Genomic DNA, 17330 nt, shown 5'->3' with positions numbered 1-17330 from the left:
TGATATTAAAAAATGCGCTACTGCGCACTCGTGCGCTTTAAAAATCGGAACAAGGATTAATCATGATTTCAAATAAAAAGTCTGTACTGGCCTTATCAGTGGCTTCTGCACTTGTGCTTTCTGGTTGTTTTAGTGATGACGACGATAATGTTGTTGTGCCGCCGCCTGAACCAACGGATCCTGTAGTGGTTCCACCAGAAAGTTCAGATCCACTCGCTCTAGTGATCAGTGCGAACGTGGTGGATAGAGCCTCAAATGATATTGTGCCAAGTACAATCCGCTTCCTAGAAGGTGGAGCGGTATCAAGCAATATTGTAGACGTAGATGGTAATGCGATAACATCACTGAGTGATGAGGAAGGTGCTTTCATATTCACCAAAAAAGAGGGCGCCGAGTTGAGTGAGGTGACCATTCGGGTAAGTGCTGAAGGTTACTTTAGTAAAGACTTTACAGTAGCGCTTGAGACATCAGGGGACAGCACCGCTGTCAATACTCTGCTTCCTATCGTGGCCAAAACTGGTGATGATGTGTCTGACACTACTGTTGAAGCGTCAGTAGGTACTGATGGTACAACCACCAGTGAAATTGTTGCTGAAACAACGGGTAAAGCTGGAGCTAGTGCAAAAATCCCTTCAGGTGTTGTATTACAGGATGCTGACGGTACGGCTATTTCTGGCGCTGTTTCACTTAACGTGAGTGGCGCAGACTCAAATAGCTCAGCAGCAGCCTTAGTTTTACCTGCTGGCTTGAATACTGGTAACGACTCTGGCAACGTACTTCAAGCTATTGGAGTATCCAATGTTGTAATGACAGCTGCAAATGGTAAAAAAGTTAAAAAATTCTCAAGTCCAATCACCGTTTCAATGTCCATACCAGCTGGAAAAAAAGTCAATGGTGTAGAGGTTAAAACTGGTGATATGCTAAACCTCAGATCGCACAATGAGGACACTGGCGTATGGTCTGCTGAAGAACAAATGGTCACAGTTGGCGCGTTAAATGAGGCCACAAACACCTACAACGGTACCTTTCAAACGGATCACTTAACCTTCTTCGCTGTTACAAGAAATGAACCTCGCTGTGATGCTGGCGTGATAATCAATACATCCGGTGCATTAGTGCCAAGCTCAGGGTTACTTGTGACTTTGCAGTCTTCAGATATGGGCGAGTTGTTTGGGATTACACAAGATGGTAACACCACATTGTTGACCGGACCTCAATCATCACGAGTTAATGTATCGTCGACTGCAACTGCAAGTATTAGAGTGTTTGACTTTTCTGGTAACACTTGGTTTCAATCAAATGGTGAAATCCCTGTTTGTGGCACTTTTGATACACCGCTGACTAACCCTGTTACATTAGTGAGTGAAAACGTCGCTATAACAGCGACTTGTACAAACGATAGTACCGTATCTACACCAGTACCTGCTGCCGTTGTGAGGTATGCTCGGGGTAATAGCTCAAGACGAGTGGCTACAAATGGTGGCAGCGGCACCTACACTTTAAGTGACATGGTTCAAGGGCAAACCTATACCGTGTCAGTTAAGCCAAGAATAGCTAATGCGACAGGCCCTGTAACTGCAACAATTACAGCGGACGGTACAGCTGAAACAATTAATGTGCCGGTGACTTGCTCAGTAGTGACAGGTGCATAGAAAATAATGATTAGTCCAATCATCTGAGCCGCGGAGACGCGGCTTTTTTCTGGGTAACCTTTAACCATACCTTCAGAGTGGCATTAATTCGGACTGCAAAAAGTTTTGTATAATCAGAGGCTACCCTATATCAAGAAATTGCACCTACCCAAGGAGCTGCGCTGGAGTGTGAGTTAGTCGAGCCTAAAAAAAGCTGAAATCTTGCAAGAGTAAGCATAAAAGCTGCGTTATACACGATAAATTCATTCAAGCCCTACTGCAGATTATCTCGCTTTTATCCTAAATCTCAGATCACCGATATACATCGCTTTTCTCAATAACTTCAATCTCATACCCATCAGGATCGGTGATAAAAAAGAACCTGGCAACTAGCACATCTTGATTGTAAAAATCTTTAATTGCCTTTGGCCGGTAGCCAAGTGCCAGGGCTTGCTCAAAGGTAGACTCTAGTTCATCTACAACAAACGCAAGGTGCCCGTAGCCATTTCCATGAATGTATTCTGATTGCATGTCATGGTTCCAAGTCAACTCTAGCTCAAACGAGGTTTGCCCATTACCCAGATAAATAAGAGAAAAGTTGCCAAAATCTATACGTCGTTTTACAGTCAATGCAAATACGTCGTGATAAAATCTAATTGACTGATCAGCATCTTTTACTCTGATCATGGTATGTATCATTTTTGCCATTTATAACCTTTGGAATGTTTATGTGTGAGCTATACGCTTCAACGGCACCGCATCGATATGAAGTTGATCGGCGCTCTATTCGTATTCAAGGCGTGGTAACAAGCCTTGCGTTAGAAAACGAAATTTGGTCTGTGTTAGAAGTTATTGCAAAACAGGAGCAACTATCACTCGCTGAGTTTATATCTACACTGTATCAAGAGGTGATAGAACGTCATGGTGAGATTAACAATCTTGCTTCTATGTTACGGGTAACTTGCTTAACTTACCTCGCACATCATAAATTAGCAGGGGTAGAAAAGGGTAGTAACTGAGTACTACATTAGTGGCGGTCTAAAAACCTTTGCCAAGTTATGTTCGGATTGATAACTCTAAGCTGAGAGGTGATCTGCTTTAATATCGCTAATGGCGGGCGGGTTACTATATCGCCATCATCCTTTAACCCAAGCAGGTAATGCAAGCTACTCTTATGACCTTGTTGGATAGCGGATATTCGTATTTGTTGCTCAAAGTTCAAACGAAGGCTACTAATAGCCGTTTTCATCCCTTGTTGATCGACATTGGGTAAGCCGCATTTTTGCAGGTAGCCCTGTCGCTCTCCTTCTCCTGAAAACCAAATTCTGACTTTTTCACTGTACCTTCCACTTTTGGCCGGTAGATCAAATAAAATACGTTGCTGACCGAGCTTTTTGACCTGCGTTAAATATTGCTCAAGTCCACTTTGCCAGAGCGCTGGATGAATAGGGACCACGCGAGGCTGAATTTTACCATGGGTGTTAAAGTGCAATAGGTGAACATGGTCTTGTTGAAAAATATCATCAAGGGTAAGCGAGCCAATTTCGTCGCTGTAGGCACCAGTGTAGTAGCTCAGTAATGGTAGCCAAAAGTGCCAATGTTTGGGCTGTTCCCGTTTTAATTTTTCGTCGGTATAGATGTACCCGTTAAATAGAGTATGAAGTTCCATTGTTGAGAATGCTCGTCTGCCTAAATGAGTTTTCATACAATGATCAACACCTTGAGTATTAAGAGCGGTTAGTGTAGCGGGTTTTGTTTTTTTACGGAAGGGTATGATATACCGCGCAGGTCACATAATCTATGGGCTAATCTAAACTTGAAGTAAGAAGCGAGTTAATCAACTAAAAGGCAGTATCCTAAAAGTATACTACCACTACAACGAGAGGTTGTTGCTTCCTGTAATGGAAACTACTGCCTTTAAGTTTAATGCAGTAGTATGGATAACAGCTGCTAAAGAGAATGCTGTTATCCATAAGAGCCATTAGTATAAGTCGCTGCTAAGTGCGAGGTGTGATAGTCGCTATCCCAGTCTGTGGCTCGGCTGTAATTGCTTTAAAAATTGTGAAAACGCCTCACCTAGCTGTTCATCTCGGGTAGCATATTCAACAATCGCTTTTAAATAGCCAAGTTTATCGCCACAGTCGTGCGATCTACCACTCATATGAAAAGCTTCAACGGTTTCTTGCTCCATCAGCATATCAATGGCATCAGTGAGCTGTATTTCACCGCCAGCACCCAGTGGCGTCTTTTTAAGGAGCGGCCAAATATTTTTAGAAAGCACATAGCGGCCAACCACGGCGAGATTAGAAGGTGCAGTCTCCACATCAGGCTTTTCTACCATGTGCTTGATGGGGCTGCTCTCACCTGGACAAAGCGTTACACCACCAATATCGGCGATACCATATTTGCATACGTCTTCTTGGGGAACAGGCTCTAACATGATTTGGCTGGCTTGTGTTTGTGAAAAACGTTGTAGCATTGCAGCTAGGTTTTCTTGGCCTTGATCTGCGGTATATTCATCTAAAATGACATCAGGTAATACAACTACAAAGTCACTATCGCCAACAATGGGTTGTGCGCACAAAACGGCGTGACCTAGACCTTTTGCTTCACCTTGGCGAACGTGCATAATGGTGACATCTTCAGGGCAAATTGAGCGGACCTCATCGAGTAACTTACGTTTCACACGTTTTTCGAGCGTAGCTTCTAACTCAAAGCTAGTGTCAAAGTGGTTTTCAATTGCATTTTTAGAAGAGTGGGTTACGAGTACAATTTCTTTTATCCCAGCAGCTACGCATTCTTTAACGATATACTGAATAAGCGGTTTGTCGACCAAAGGTAGCATTTCTTTAGGAATTGCTTTGGTCATTGGGAGCATCCGGGTTCCAAGACCCGCAACAGGAATTACTGCTTTCATAAAAGTCCATATTTTGACTGATTTCCAAGTTTCATCGGGCATTGTATCTTTCTGTCAAAAAGTTGCAAATTAGAATAACTTGATAGTTAGACAGAAGGTGTGAACACTTGTTTATTTTTTATGTTTTTGTATCGAGGGGGAAGTATTGAGCGCTTAATGCCAATTTGCTTAATTAAGTGGTCTATTTTGAGGCGAGAAAATCTTGTCGATAACTCCGCTACCGCGTCCTGCTATCGCTAAGGGACCTACATCCATATAGGCAAGGCAAAAATTTTGCTATTTATTTGTTCTAAATGAGAAATTTTTAATAGAAAAAGCCCCTAGTGGGGCTTTGAATTATCCACTGGAAGAGGATGATTAGAAGTTTACTGTGATCTCATTTGAGCAAAGCTCAGCAGATTGACACACTTTATATGTGTAGCTAGTTGCCTCTAGGTCACGAGCAAAGTCTCTGTACTTACCAGTGTTAGAAACGGTTTCAAGTAGTCGACCATCTCGGTAAATTGATACCTCGCTTGCGCTGCTACCTTCCCATGATAGTTCAACACGGATAAAGCCCAAGCGAGATTTATTTGCCCGCACAAGAGACAGTGCGACTTCGTCACTGCTAACCACAACAGATTGCGTCGTTGTGTGACTATTTCCTTCGCTATCGGTAACGGTAAGCGCTACGCTATATTCACCAGATGCTGCAAATTCATGCATAGGGCTTGCGTCAGTGCTCGTGCTACCATCTCCAAAATCCCATGCCCAGCTGACAATATCATCATTGGGATCACGGCTTTCATCTGTAAAGGTTACGGCTAAACCTGATGCACTATAGCTAAAGCCTGCCACCGGTGGTTGTGGTGCTACTTCACCAAGACCCGTTAAGTTTAAAGTCCAGCTGTTAAGAGAGCCGGTGTCAATACCGGCATTATCAGAAACAGATAATGTCCAGTCACCCGTTGCAACTTCACCATTAAATGCCGCGGAGTTGAAGGTTTGATTAATGTTGTCTGTGCTACCGCCTTGACGGTTGTGCAGCGTCGCAACAGTTCCTGCTGGTGACGTTAACGTCACAATTAGGTCTCCGATGAAAGTATGAGTAATATCTACAAGCGTATTACTGTCAAATACTGTCACAGTATCAGCAACAGTGATCACAGAGGTAATACCCGCTGCATCGTTGTCAGGAATATCAACTGTGGTGGTATTATCATAGCTAAAGTCACTTAAGCCCTGCGGAAGTACATAAAGTCCAACTTGTTCGCTATCAGCTAAATCTCCAGATGTCGCGTTTAGAGTCAAATTATATTCGCCCCACTGCGTCGTGCTGGTGGTTGGTACTGATAACGTTACTGTATCACCAGGCATTGCTGTATCAGCAGATAGTGTTGCACCCTCAAGAGGTGAAGCCACTGCAAGATTGATGGAACCTTGCCAATCAGCAACTGATGTGAACGTGAACTCATAAGTTGCAGTATCACCAGCAACAATTTCTAGATTTGCTGGACGTGCTGAGACTCTAAAGCCTGGCTCAGGATCGGCATCAATAACAGCTTGATTTACATTTAAACGCGTACCAGAGACTGTTTTATCGGTAAGATCTGCGTTTACGTCACCACTTTGCATAAGTAGATTTTTAAGCTCAACAGCACTCAGTGTTGGGTTAACTGATAGTACTAATGCGGCGGCACCGGCAACGTGCGGTGTGGCCATAGATGTACCTGAATAACTCGCATAGCCACCGGGTACGGTAGAGAGAATCGCGCTACCTGGCGCACCCATATCTACCGATGTTAACCCCCACTGTGAGAACGAAGACATGGCATCAGTATGTGTTGTGCTGGCGATAGAGAAAACAGTGTCGTGATCATAGCTTGATGGATAGTGTGGATTTACATCATTATCAACTGCGCTGTTCCCCGCTGCGGCAACAAACAGAATATCCGCATTTTCACTTGCTGTAATCGAATCAGACAGTGCCTGGCTAAATCCGCCACCACCCCAGCTGTTATTTGTTACACGAACATTGTGGCCTGCATTTTTCAATGCAACCATATAGTCAATACACTCGATAGCATCAGAAGTAGAGCCTGAACCTGACGCATCTAGGAATTTACAGCCTACAATGGATACCTCATGGTTGACACCAACAACACCTGTTGCATCATTGCCAGTGGCACCAATTGTACCAGAAACGTGAGTACCGTGACCTTGGTCATCCATAGGGTCGCCGCTACCTGTGATTGCGTTGATCCCGTAGACGTCATCGACATAGCCATTACCATCATTATCGATACCATCTCCAGCAATTTCGCCAGGGTTTACCCAGGCATTTGCTGCAAGGTCTGGGTGTGTGTAGTCCACACCTGTATCAATAACACCGACAATCACATCACGCGAACCAATACTAATGTCCCATGCCTCAGGTGCATCGATATCAGCATCTGCTGTTCCACCTGTTTGGCCGGTATTGTGCATACCCCAAAGTTCATCGAAGCGGCTGTCATCAGGGATCCCAAGTGCTTTGACCTGATAGTCTGGCTCTACATATTCTACCGCAGGGTGGTTGGCTAGTTTCTCAATAGCTTGTTTTGCTTTGATGCTATCAAGCTTAAAGTTTGCTAGTCGTCCTTTCAAGACATGGCGATATTTGTCATCTACACCGTCAGCGTTTAAATCCGATATTTTTGCTTTAACAAGATTTCTTGCGTTAGCGCGCAGTGCCGCGGACGTATTTTCTTTAAATACCACTAAAATACTGTCGTCAGCAGTTGCGGTTGTTGTGTCAATTTGAACTGCTGCTTGAGCGGTAAACGCAAATGCAGGTAGCAAAGCCAAAGACAATGCAGAAAGTTTTGATCTCATTTTAATAACCTTTTTAATTTCAAGCGCTTTTTATTATCACGCTGTTTTAGTTGGTAGTTTTCTGGTAGTGGCTGTGGTCTTTTTGGCAACGCTTTAAAACGTAGACGCAGAAATTCGGCTATGCAATGTAAAAAAAGGGTTAAATAAAAAAATCAGGCATTTTTATTGGTTTGCAAATTTAAGAATATATTATTTAGTTCTTTTTTGTGAGTAGAGATAAACTAAACGCGATGGAACTTTAGTCATACTTTTTTTGTAGTTAAATTTTTGATTTGTAATGAGATGTGATTTTTTATAGGTAAGTTGATGTAATTATGAGGTTATATATTTCATAAAATCTTTCTATTTATCTTCGGATGTTCCCAACTTAGAGTTAGAGATGGCAAAACGTAATGGAATATATTATTTCAGCATATCAAGGTGGCTGCTTTGATATAGATTATGTTTTTCACTCAAATGTAACACTCTGGTAACTGGCTTAGGTAGGAGCGGCTCAAATTATTGAGCCATAACAGGACGTTGATTAGGTGAAGGTGGTATTTAACTGAGTAAAGGCAACTGCTCAGACGCAACACTGAACACTTAATTTTAAAACAATATAATAAATCTCTAAGGAGAACAGTGTGAAGTTTTCAAAATCAATTGTGAGCTGCGCCATAGCACTTGCATTAACTCATTCGTTTGCTGCACAGGCTGATACAAAATCAGACAACAAAGCGCTTTCTACTTCTGCACTTTCACAAGTTGAGCAAATCAATGGTACTAGTAACCAGTTAAAGCTTTCTCAAACTTCAAGAAGCCACGGTGATAACGAACTAATCTCCGTTCAATCTGGTGTTTCCAACCTAACCGATGTAACAACAGTTGGTGATGATAATACGACGACAGCAGAGCAAAATGGTACAGGTAATGTTGCTATTATCACTACAACCGGTAATAACAATGAACAAGTGTACAGCCAAGACGGAGAGTCTAACGGCGCGCTTTCAGAAGTAACAGGTGATGATAACAACATTGATGTACAGCAATCAGGTGCTGGTCTGCTTGGTATTAATAACGAAGCGATTAACGTAGTAACCGGTGATCAGAATACCATCTCGGTGTCTCAAGGTTCCGGTGGTCAATGGTTCTATAACCTAGACATGCAAGGCAGCCAAAACGAAGTCTCTGCAACACAAACTGGCACTTGGAATGAGGCTACATTAGAGTCACTGCAAGGTGATATGAACCAAATAACCTTGACACAAGACGGCTTGTACAATCAATACAAGGTGGTGAGTTTACAAGGTAACGAAAACGAGATTGAATCTAGTCAAAGTGGTGATTTCAATGTGGTTTCAATTGAGACAATCACAGGTGATGATAATCAAATAGAAATAGAGCAATCAGAAGGTAATAATAATAGCGTTAGCGTGTTTGAAATTTCAGGCGATAGTAATGAGCTAGCGATAGAGCAAGAGGGTTCGGGTAACCAGTTTGCATCTGATTTACTTGTTGGTAGTGACAATGAGATAACCACAGAACAACGACGCGAAAACAATAACATTTTGGCAGATGTTGTTGGTGACAATAACGAGTTTAGCGCACTTCAGGTCGGCGATAACAATGATATGTACCTAGGTGTTGCAGGGAACAACAATGAGTTTTCAGCCGTGCAAATCGGTGATGGTAACGTTGCGCATATCGCCAATTTCAACGGTAATGATAATGATGTTGAGGTGGTTCAAACCGGCAGCAATAATGAAGCACTTGTACAGTCATCTTATCCAAACGTGAACTTGGCAAGCAATAACAATGCGCTTGATATTACTCAAGATGGTGACAGCAATGGTGTCGCTGTGACAATGAGCAGTGTTTTTGAAAGTAGCGCTAACCAAGTTGATATTGCTCAGTCTGGAGAGTTCAATGCCATTGATCTGATGTTAGAAGGCAGTCGCAATATGTTAGACATCACACAAACTGGCACTAATAACTTTGTTATGGGGATGGGATCTGACGCTTTTGTTATCAATGGTGATGATAATGCCCTAACAATTAGCCAAATGGGTGATGGTAACTTGGTACAAGGTGGCATTACAGGCAGTGGTCAAAACATCACGGTTACACAAGTAGGCGACAATAACGTTGCTACAATAACGCAGCAGTAACTGCGAATAAACGGGGGCTTAGTGAGCAGGCCCCCGCTTTGTATTGGTATCAATTTGTCTTGATGCTTGCTCAATTCGAAGGAGTAAACCTGGCGCTAATAGCGTTAAAAAAGTCTTATTTAGAACCACTAAATGGCAAAATTTTAACGGTGTTATCGACAAGATTCTTTCGCCTCATAATACATCACTGAATGAAGCAAGTTGGTACTGTTTAGCCTATTTATCCTCAATTAATACTTGGCTCTAAACTGTAGTCTATAAGGAATACTCTCATCAACATCGCCAAAATAACGAGCAGATAAGTCATGACAAAAATAATAATACTACTAAGTGCGCAACTTTTTTTAGCCAATATAGCAGTGGCACAACAAGATGTTGAGATCGATGGTTTAGTGATGGATCAAAGTATTAGCCGGTTTGGCCATCAATTTTATTCCCAATTCTCACAACTTTGGCGAGATGTGCCAAATTCAACTGGAATTAACATTACGGTTAAAGAAACCGTTTTACCAAGAGCTGGTACTCGATTGGAAGTGTTAATGAATAATAAGCCTGTGTACGCAACTGCAATGGGAAGGCGAGGTGGCTCTGTTGACGAGCGTGTTGAAACCGCGATTTTTACGGTAATGGATGCGATGGCTAAGGCGCAGTATCAGCAAAGTGGGTCTGAAGATTTGGCAGCTAGTGGGTGGTAAAATGAAGATAATAAAAATAACATTGTTACTCGGTGTGTTGGGCTGTGTTCACAGCAAAAATAGTATGGCAACTGAGTTGGTCTACAAGCCAATTAATCCAGCTTTTGGTGGTAACCCGCTAAACGCCAATATGTTACTAAGTAAAGCGCAATCACAAAATAAACACCGAGCGCCGATCATTGAAAAGACTTATGATGAAAAGTTTCAAGAATCGCTAGAGCGAACATATCTCAATCGTTTGGTCAGAGAGATCACTGATGTGGCTTTTGGTGATGATGTAAAAGATAGTATTTTTGATCAAGATGCCACATTTATGAGTGGAGATTATCAGATCCAAGTGATCACAAGTACGCCAGACACCATTACGGTGAGGATTACTAACACTTCGTCAGGTGAAGAAACGATCCTAGAAGTTCCTAGGTTTTCAGTCTCTCCCGACGGAGGGTTTTAAATGTACCGACTAGTAGTAATTGCCATCACGCTCTTTGTAACAGGTTGCTCTAATCTGTCTCGTGTTTTACCTCCTTCGCAGAGTGCTGCTATCGCATTAACAGAAACACAAACGTTTGCAGAGCTAAAAGCGCTACCTAAGCCCAGAGGTCGAATACCTGTTTCTGTTTATTCCTTTCGCGATCAAACCGGTCAATATAAGCCACAAGACAATGTTAGCTCTTTTTCTACCGCAGTTACGCAAGGCGCAAACTCAATTTTGATGCAAGCGCTACACGAGACCGACTGGTTTATTCCGGTTGAACGAGAGGGGCTACAAAACCTATTGACCGAGCGTAAAATTATTCGTGCAGCCAATGATGACAACGATGCTGCGCCATTACCGCCACTTACAACTGCAAAAATTATTTTAGAAGGCGGGATCATCAGTTATGACTCTAATATTCGCACGGGTGGATTAGGTATGGAGTACTTTGGTATTGGTGCTTCAGAGCTTTATCGAGAAGATGTCATTTCAATTTATATGCGCGCTGTTGATGTGCGTACTGGGCAAGTATTATTGTCTGTTGCAAGCAGCAAAAAAGTACTCTCAATGGAAGTTCGAGCCGGTTTTTTTCGTTACGTAAGTTATAAGCGGCTGGCGGAAGCGGAAGCAGGGTTTAGTGATAATGAGCCGATGCATATTTGTGTGACTCAAGCGATTGAAAAAGCGTTGACGTTAATAGTGAAGCAAGGGATAGAAAAGGGGGTCTGGTCAGCGGCTAATGCTGTTTAGTGTACGGGCTTGGTCGTATAGAGTCAGGAGTAAAATGCCGAGGTAAGCACCTCGGCAATGGTATTACTGTGCAAAGGCATCTTGTAGTGGCGGGACTACTTGTTTTTTACGGCTTAGTACACCGTCTAACCATACTTTGCTTGCTTCTGGTTCAACATTATAGGCTTTAGCAATAATTGCTTCATCATCAGATGCGATTAGCATTTGTGAGCCTTCTTTCATGATGTCAGTCAGCAGTAACATCACACTGTGGCGATTACCTTCAGCTTTTAACTTGGCAATATCAGCGTGTAGCTCATCTTTGATGTTGTCGAACACAGCAAGATCAACGACTTCAAGTTGGCCGATCCCAACAAGGTTTCCATTCATATTGAAGTCTTTAAAATCACGCATTACTAAATCACGCACTGGAGTGCCATCAACTGCAGATTTTACTTTGAACATTTCCATGCCCAGTGCTTTTGCGTCATCAACACCAGCAATCTCAGCTAGCGCTTCAACACATTTAATATCTGCTGTAGTACAAGTCGGTGACTTAAAGATCACGGTATCGCTTAAAATTGCACACATCATGATGCCAGCAATATTTGCTGGGATTTCAACATCGTAAAAGTCATACATCATTTTGATTATCGTGTTACTACAACCGACAGGACGGATCCAACATTCTAGTGGGGCAGATGTGGTCAGATCGCCAAGCTTATGGTGGTCAACAACGCCGACAATCGTCGCTTTATCGATGTCATCAGGTGCTTGCGTCTTTTCAGTGTGATCTACGATGTAAACCTCTTCACCTGCGTAGCTCATTTTCAGCTCAGGCGCTTCAAAACCAAAACGGTCAAGGATAAACTGAGTTTCAGGTGATACATCACCTAAACGTGATGGGATTGCCTCTTCACCAATTTGATTTTTTAAATATGCAAGTGCGATTGCACCACAGATTGAATCTGAATCTGGGATCTTATGACCCACAACATACATTGCCATTGACGGAACTCCTAAAAATTTTGCCCACATTCTAGCAAAATAACTTGTTAATTAAATAGTCTAAATGTGCAATTTACCCCAGTTAGTTTGAGTTCAAGATAGCAAGCCTGATTTAGGAAAGCATTGGCTTTTATAGCTGTGAATGTGGTAACGAGCATCTATAAGTGAGGGAAACTTTAGCCTTATTCATCTGTGCTGATGTTATACTCATGAAATGAATAATTTCGCTATTTGATAAGCTTAGTTAAGCGCCAAAGCGAATCGCTAAAAGAGCTTACATTACCAAAAGTAGTGGCTAGCGAGCAGATAGCTATAAAAATAAATGCAAAAGGTCAGTAGACGCTAGGAGATGGCTATGATCCAAATGAGCCGTAAAGCATGGAATAACGTGGTTATATTTTCCATGCTGCTGATGATTTTCTTTCTCAATGGGTTACATTACAAATTGAATCCAACAGATGAAAAAATGGGAATACAGGCGGTGTTACCAGCGCAAAGCTTTATCCTGACAGTAGCTTTTCCTGGTTATAAGATTGAACGTATTGGTACTAGCTGGCGTATAGAACTGCCAAAAGGCGCGACGCAGTCTTATAGCGTATCAGAGCTTAGTGCGATGGTCTCAAGTTGGCAAAAAGCCCAGCTTAACGTTGTTGAAAAGCCACCACAACTAGGTGAAGCGCTTAGTGTCGCGCGTATTTGGTTAGCGACACATGAACTGCCATTAAGCTTTCAGTTATATCAACATAGCAACAGGCTGATTTTGTTTGATAAGCATAAGCAGCGCTGGTTTGAGCTTGATGAAGCACAGGTGCGCGCCTTGTTTTTACCCATATTATTTAGACAGCAAGAAATATAGAGCTAATTATGCCTGAATTACCAGAAGTGGAAGTAAGTCGGTTGGGCATTCAACCCTACTTAACTGAACAAGTGATCACCCATGTAAAAGTCTATAACGAGAAGCTAAGGTGGCCTGTACCCCAAGACGTGCATTTGTTGGAAGGGGAGCAAGTCACCGCCGTGAAGCGACGCGCTAAATATCTCTTAATTGAGTCGGCTCATGGCACCGCAATATTGCATTTGGGTATGTCGGGGAACTTGCGCGTTGTTGACCAAGGTGAACCGCTTAAAAAGCATGATCATGTCGAAATTATCCTCGCTGGTGGCAAATCACTACGCCTGAATGACCCCCGCCGCTTCGGGGCTTTTTTGTGGCAAGCAAAAGGAGCACTACACCCGACTTTAGCAAAACTGGGTCCCGAGCCTTTGACCGTTGAGTTTACTGCGGAGCATTTGTTTGCAATGAGCCGTGGTAAAAAGCAAGCAGTTAAGCAATTTATTATGGATAACCACGTAGTCGTGGGGGTAGGGAATATTTATGCGAATGAATCCTTGTTTAAAGCTGGGATCCACCCTAAAAAAGAAGCAGGAAAAATATCCCTTAAACGTTATCAGGCACTTGCGCCCATAATTAAGGAAACCCTTAGTGCGGCGATTAAACAAGGCGGTACTACGCTAAAAGACTTTGCACAAAGCGATGGTAAACCTGGCTATTTTGCCCAAGAGTTACTGGTGTACGGACGAAAAGGTGAGCCGTGTGTTACTTGTGAAACTTCATTGAAAGAAGTCCGATTAGGACAGCGAAGTACAGTGTATTGTCCCAAATGCCAACGATAAATAGTTTTAGAGTTTGCTTATTTTTTTAAGTTTGTTTTCGCAGTCGTTTGATTGGTATTGTATAAGGTAGAGCCTGTGTAGGAGAGTTGCTTTATGTCAGTCAGGCGATAAAGAGTTTGTGCTGCTGTAAAGTCTCCTTGCCCCCTGATAGAGCAACTCAGTAAAAATGTGGATCAAGCGTTGCCCTTTAGGTTTACCCAAGTGCGCCTTGTTCACGATTGCCCAACTTCTACTTTGACTATTGGGCGGCAAGTTGAGCACCGCGACCAAGTACACTCAAGGAGCAAAAATCAAAGGTCAACAGGCTCTAGTTACCAGCCGTTTTAAAATCAATTTTAACTTGGTTATCTTGTAATGAGGCTGTGCAAGGTGGATAGCTGCGGGTTGTTTTATAAACGCGATCAAATATATGTATTTCAACGCCAGAATGCAGCGCTTTATTTGCAGATAATTTTGTATTTTCTAACAGTTCATGTAAGTCATGGTCGAGCTGATAGAGCTGCTTCTCTAGCTGCTCGGCTTGCTGGCAATAGTGCATTTGTGTCGCACCTATCTTTGTTTTTAGCTGTTGCTTTTTCTCCGTGTCTTTGACTAACTCTGCTTTTTCAATAGCTTGTTGGAGTTGGTCTAAAGATTCATTGGTCGCTGCGACTTCTTTGAATAATGTGTCGGTATCTTCAGTGATTTGAATCCCTTTACGGGCTAAGTAAATCATCATTTTAGCCCCAGAACCACTGCCTATCTCTCCTGCTACTATCATCTGAGCATCAATGATAGAGCCGCCGATGAGTTTGCCATTAGGGTGCTCCCCAGTGCCTACTTGAACCAGCCGCTGCGCTTTGATATCACAATGGTTACTTTGCTTATTGATAAATATATTTTCACCTTCAAGGTAAGTATACTGACCATGAGCGATCTCGACATTGCCTTTTGCGCTGAGTTTGCAAGTTAAGCCTTGTTCGTTATTTTGGTGGTCAACATGACCTATAACGCCACCTTTTACTTCGATATTCCCACCAGCAACTAGCTCTCCTGATTCTACTGTGCCTAATATCGTTATATCTCCTTTTGCTGTAACCCGCATGCCCGGTTCAACATTGTGTGTGACGACTACGCTCCCATTGAAGTCAACGTGGCCACTTTTTACAGTTACATCAGCAATGGTAAAAACATCGTCTACCCGCATGCCGTTGCCTATGTCTGATGGACACCCCGCAATTGTTGCTATGAGCTCAAGAGGGTTACTGGGGTTAATTTCTGTACCTTCACCTGCCATCAACTGAAAAGACTCTCCTGCTTTGGCTTCTATGCTTTCACCCGTGACAGTAAACCCTTCTTTACCTGGGGTTGCTGGTCTTTGTGTAACCAGTAGATCTCCGGGGGAAACACTTGCGAGCTTGCCAAAATCACGCATATCCACAGTGCCATCTTCACGCATTCTTGGTTGTTTAAGGCGTTCTTTTAGCGTTTGTACATGAGGTAATAACTTAGCGGACTGACCATCTTGTGGTGGTCGGCCTTGTGCGATGATGCCAGAAGCTTCTTCACCGGGAGGTAATTCAAACTGTTTGCTTAAAATCTTTTCTAGGTAGGCTTGCTTATAGCCACGACTAACGCCTGCTTTGATTATAACCTTCTTGGCTTCTTCTAATGCAATCGCTTTACCACCGCGTGCGGTTTTGAGTTGCCCAAAAGCTTGCATTTTGTCGTCGCTGAGTGTCACGGTAAATTCAGCGTCATATTGTTTCGCGACAACAAGCTGACTTTCAGGGAAGTCACTCTTGAAGTAAGCGTCAATAGATTCATGGTCAACTTCACAGTCGGCAAACTGCGACTTTTCAAGGGCTTCGATGATAAAGGCTGCACTTGGCGGTGAAGCAGATTTCACATCCATTAAAATGTTGCCATTATGCGCAAGTTTGAACACGATCATCGCCTCGTTTATTTTTTGTCCTATAACTTCAGCTTGCTAAATAAACGTTAATTGGTCAAGTGCTTAGGGTGATTTTCTTACCTAAATATGGGCTCAGTTACAAAACACTCGACTATTGTCCATTTACACTAACTTTATAGGGCAATATAGATGCCTCAACTTTGGGTGGGGGCAGTCTTGCTATATGGTAAATTAAGTCTCTGTGCTACTGAACGTTTTATCGCTTGATGGCATGCGTAATGAGTATGGTCGCTAACAATCTCAACTTAAAAGGCTTCAGGGTCGCTACGTGCTTTATGTAACAACAGCTTAATCGCTTCAGGGATGACTTTTTTATGTGTTGAAATAGCATAAAAATATTCATAAATATCAGGTAAGTCTTGATAGTGCGTTAACACCCCTTGAGCAATTTCGTCTTTTACCACCACTGCTGGCAATACCGCCACAGCACCACTGTCTCTTGCAAGCAGTCGCATCATTGCCATGTCATCCACCTCAGCAAGTATGTTAGGAAAGAACTGGTGTTGCGCGCATAAGGCATTAAAAGCAGTGCGGAGATCAGAACTGGCTGGGGGTAAAATCCAGCGGGTGTGAGCAAAGCCTTTTGGAAACAATGTATCGGGTTTGTTTTGAGGTGGGCCTACAATGGCTAGCGGTTGCTTTGCCACGAGCTGACATTGCCAGTATGGATCGGATGTATCCAAGTTAACGGTGCGGTTGGTTAGTACTAAATCCAGTTCGTGCTTGGTTAGTCCGTTTAGTAGCTCAGAGATACTGCCTGATTTCAATTTAAATTGAACATCACAGCGCTCCATCAACGGGGTGATGAATGCCTCGACAAAGTTACGTGAGAGAGTTGTTAAAACCCCAATCGTAACATGAGTGGTAGATTGCACGCCTTTACTTAATAACGCCTCAAGTTCCTGTCCTGTAGTAAAAATATCATCCGCATAGCTAAGTACTTTTTTACCCTGCTCGGTAAGTATTAACTGTCGGCCGCTGCGTTCAAATAATGCAACTCCGCTATTGTGCTCTAGCTGCTTTATCTGTGCTGAAAGTGCAGACTGTGACACATGCAGATCTTTAGCTGCTTGAGTCAGGTTACCTTGTTTGGCGACTTGCCAAAAGTAATAAAGGTGATGATAGTTGAGTCGGCTCATTTATACATAACAAAAACAGAACGAATAGTTAAATTATATCTATTTTTATTAAGTTAAAAAGGTTGGAATAATACTGATACCGTAAAATTCGATAACGAAGTGTAGAAA

At 42.7% G+C, this 17330-nt stretch carries 15 protein-coding genes; 8 read left to right on the top strand and 7 right to left on the bottom strand.

From position 1 onward, the window contains the following. Positions 1-62 precede the first annotated feature (62 nt). Positions 63-1652 carry a hypothetical protein gene (locus HUZ36_RS07655; protein WP_176032493.1) on the top strand — a complete coding sequence of 530 codons (1590 nt, stop codon included), beginning with the start codon at positions 63-65 and terminating at the stop codon, positions 1650-1652. 291 nt (positions 1653-1943) lie between these two features. Here the strand turns inward: HUZ36_RS07655 and HUZ36_RS07650 are convergent, their stop codons facing one another. Next, positions 1944-2339 (bottom strand): VOC family protein, encoded by a 396-nt coding sequence (locus HUZ36_RS07650; RefSeq protein WP_176032492.1) that lies wholly within the window; start codon positions 2337-2339, stop codon positions 1944-1946. A 20-nt stretch (positions 2340-2359) separates the two neighbouring features. Here HUZ36_RS07650 and HUZ36_RS07645 point away from each other — a divergent pair, with 20 nt between their 5' ends. Beyond that, complete coding sequence (locus HUZ36_RS07645; protein ID WP_176032491.1) at positions 2360-2650, top strand: ribbon-helix-helix domain-containing protein; 291 nt, start codon at positions 2360-2362, stop codon at positions 2648-2650. A gap of 8 nt (positions 2651-2658) precedes the next feature. Here HUZ36_RS07645 and HUZ36_RS07640 read toward each other — a convergent pair whose 3' ends face one another. From HUZ36_RS07640 to HUZ36_RS07630, 3 genes are all read right to left on the bottom strand, one after another. Then, a complete protein-coding gene (locus tag HUZ36_RS07640; RefSeq protein ID WP_176032490.1) occupies positions 2659-3336 on the bottom strand; it encodes a hypothetical protein in 678 nt (225 codons plus the stop codon). 315 nt (positions 3337-3651) lie between these two features. Continuing rightward, entirely contained in the window at positions 3652-4548 is an 897-nt protein-coding gene (gene galU, locus HUZ36_RS07635; RefSeq protein WP_176032489.1) for a UTP--glucose-1-phosphate uridylyltransferase GalU, read from the bottom strand. A 357-nt stretch (positions 4549-4905) separates the two neighbouring features. Continuing rightward, positions 4906-7401 (bottom strand): S8 family serine peptidase, encoded by a 2496-nt coding sequence (locus tag HUZ36_RS07630; protein WP_176032488.1) that lies wholly within the window; start codon positions 7399-7401, stop codon positions 4906-4908. A 623-nt stretch (positions 7402-8024) separates the two neighbouring features. Between HUZ36_RS07630 and HUZ36_RS07625 the strand changes: the two genes are divergently transcribed. The 4 genes from HUZ36_RS07625 (at position 8025) to HUZ36_RS07610 (ending at position 11468) form a co-directional block, all read left to right on the top strand. Next, positions 8025-9548 (top strand): curlin, encoded by a 1524-nt coding sequence (locus tag HUZ36_RS07625; RefSeq protein ID WP_128731624.1) that lies wholly within the window; start codon positions 8025-8027, stop codon positions 9546-9548. A gap of 305 nt (positions 9549-9853) precedes the next feature. After that, positions 9854-10243: a CsgE family curli-type amyloid fiber assembly protein gene (locus HUZ36_RS07620; RefSeq protein WP_125250636.1), complete on the top strand. Its 390-nt coding sequence runs from the start codon at positions 9854-9856 to the stop codon at positions 10241-10243. Position 10244: 1 nt separating this feature from the next. Further along, entirely contained in the window at positions 10245-10694 is a 450-nt protein-coding gene (locus HUZ36_RS07615) for a curli assembly protein CsgF (protein ID WP_373865584.1), read from the top strand. Beyond that, entirely contained in the window at positions 10695-11468 is a 774-nt protein-coding gene (locus HUZ36_RS07610; RefSeq protein ID WP_128731623.1) for a CsgG/HfaB family protein, read from the top strand. A 63-nt stretch (positions 11469-11531) separates the two neighbouring features. Here the strand turns inward: HUZ36_RS07610 and HUZ36_RS07605 are convergent, their stop codons facing one another. Then, a complete protein-coding gene (locus tag HUZ36_RS07605) occupies positions 11532-12455 on the bottom strand; it encodes a manganese-dependent inorganic pyrophosphatase (RefSeq protein ID WP_128731622.1) in 924 nt (307 codons plus the stop codon). Positions 12456-12810: 355 nt separating this feature from the next. Between HUZ36_RS07605 and HUZ36_RS07600 the strand changes: the two genes are divergently transcribed. Both HUZ36_RS07600 and mutM read left to right on the top strand, forming a co-directional pair. Next, positions 12811-13311 (top strand): hypothetical protein, encoded by a 501-nt coding sequence (locus HUZ36_RS07600; protein ID WP_176032487.1) that lies wholly within the window; start codon positions 12811-12813, stop codon positions 13309-13311. A gap of 8 nt (positions 13312-13319) precedes the next feature. Beyond that, positions 13320-14129, top strand: coding sequence for a bifunctional DNA-formamidopyrimidine glycosylase/DNA-(apurinic or apyrimidinic site) lyase (gene mutM, locus HUZ36_RS07595; RefSeq protein WP_128731621.1), 810 nt, complete (start codon positions 13320-13322; stop codon positions 14127-14129). 307 nt (positions 14130-14436) lie between these two features. Here mutM and HUZ36_RS07590 read toward each other — a convergent pair whose 3' ends face one another. Further along, on the bottom strand, positions 14437-16056 hold the full coding sequence (locus tag HUZ36_RS07590; protein ID WP_176032486.1) for a DUF342 domain-containing protein: 1620 nt from the start codon (positions 16054-16056) through the stop codon (positions 14437-14439). 272 nt (positions 16057-16328) lie between these two features. Then, entirely contained in the window at positions 16329-17222 is an 894-nt protein-coding gene (locus HUZ36_RS07585) for a LysR family transcriptional regulator (RefSeq protein ID WP_176032485.1), read from the bottom strand. Positions 17223-17330: the final 108 nt, after the last annotated feature.

Source organism: Pseudoalteromonas sp. McH1-7 (assembly GCF_013366255.1).
Classification (GTDB): Bacteria; Pseudomonadota; Gammaproteobacteria; order Enterobacterales; family Alteromonadaceae; genus Pseudoalteromonas; species Pseudoalteromonas peptidolytica.
This window is presented reverse-complemented; position numbering and strand designations above follow the sequence as displayed.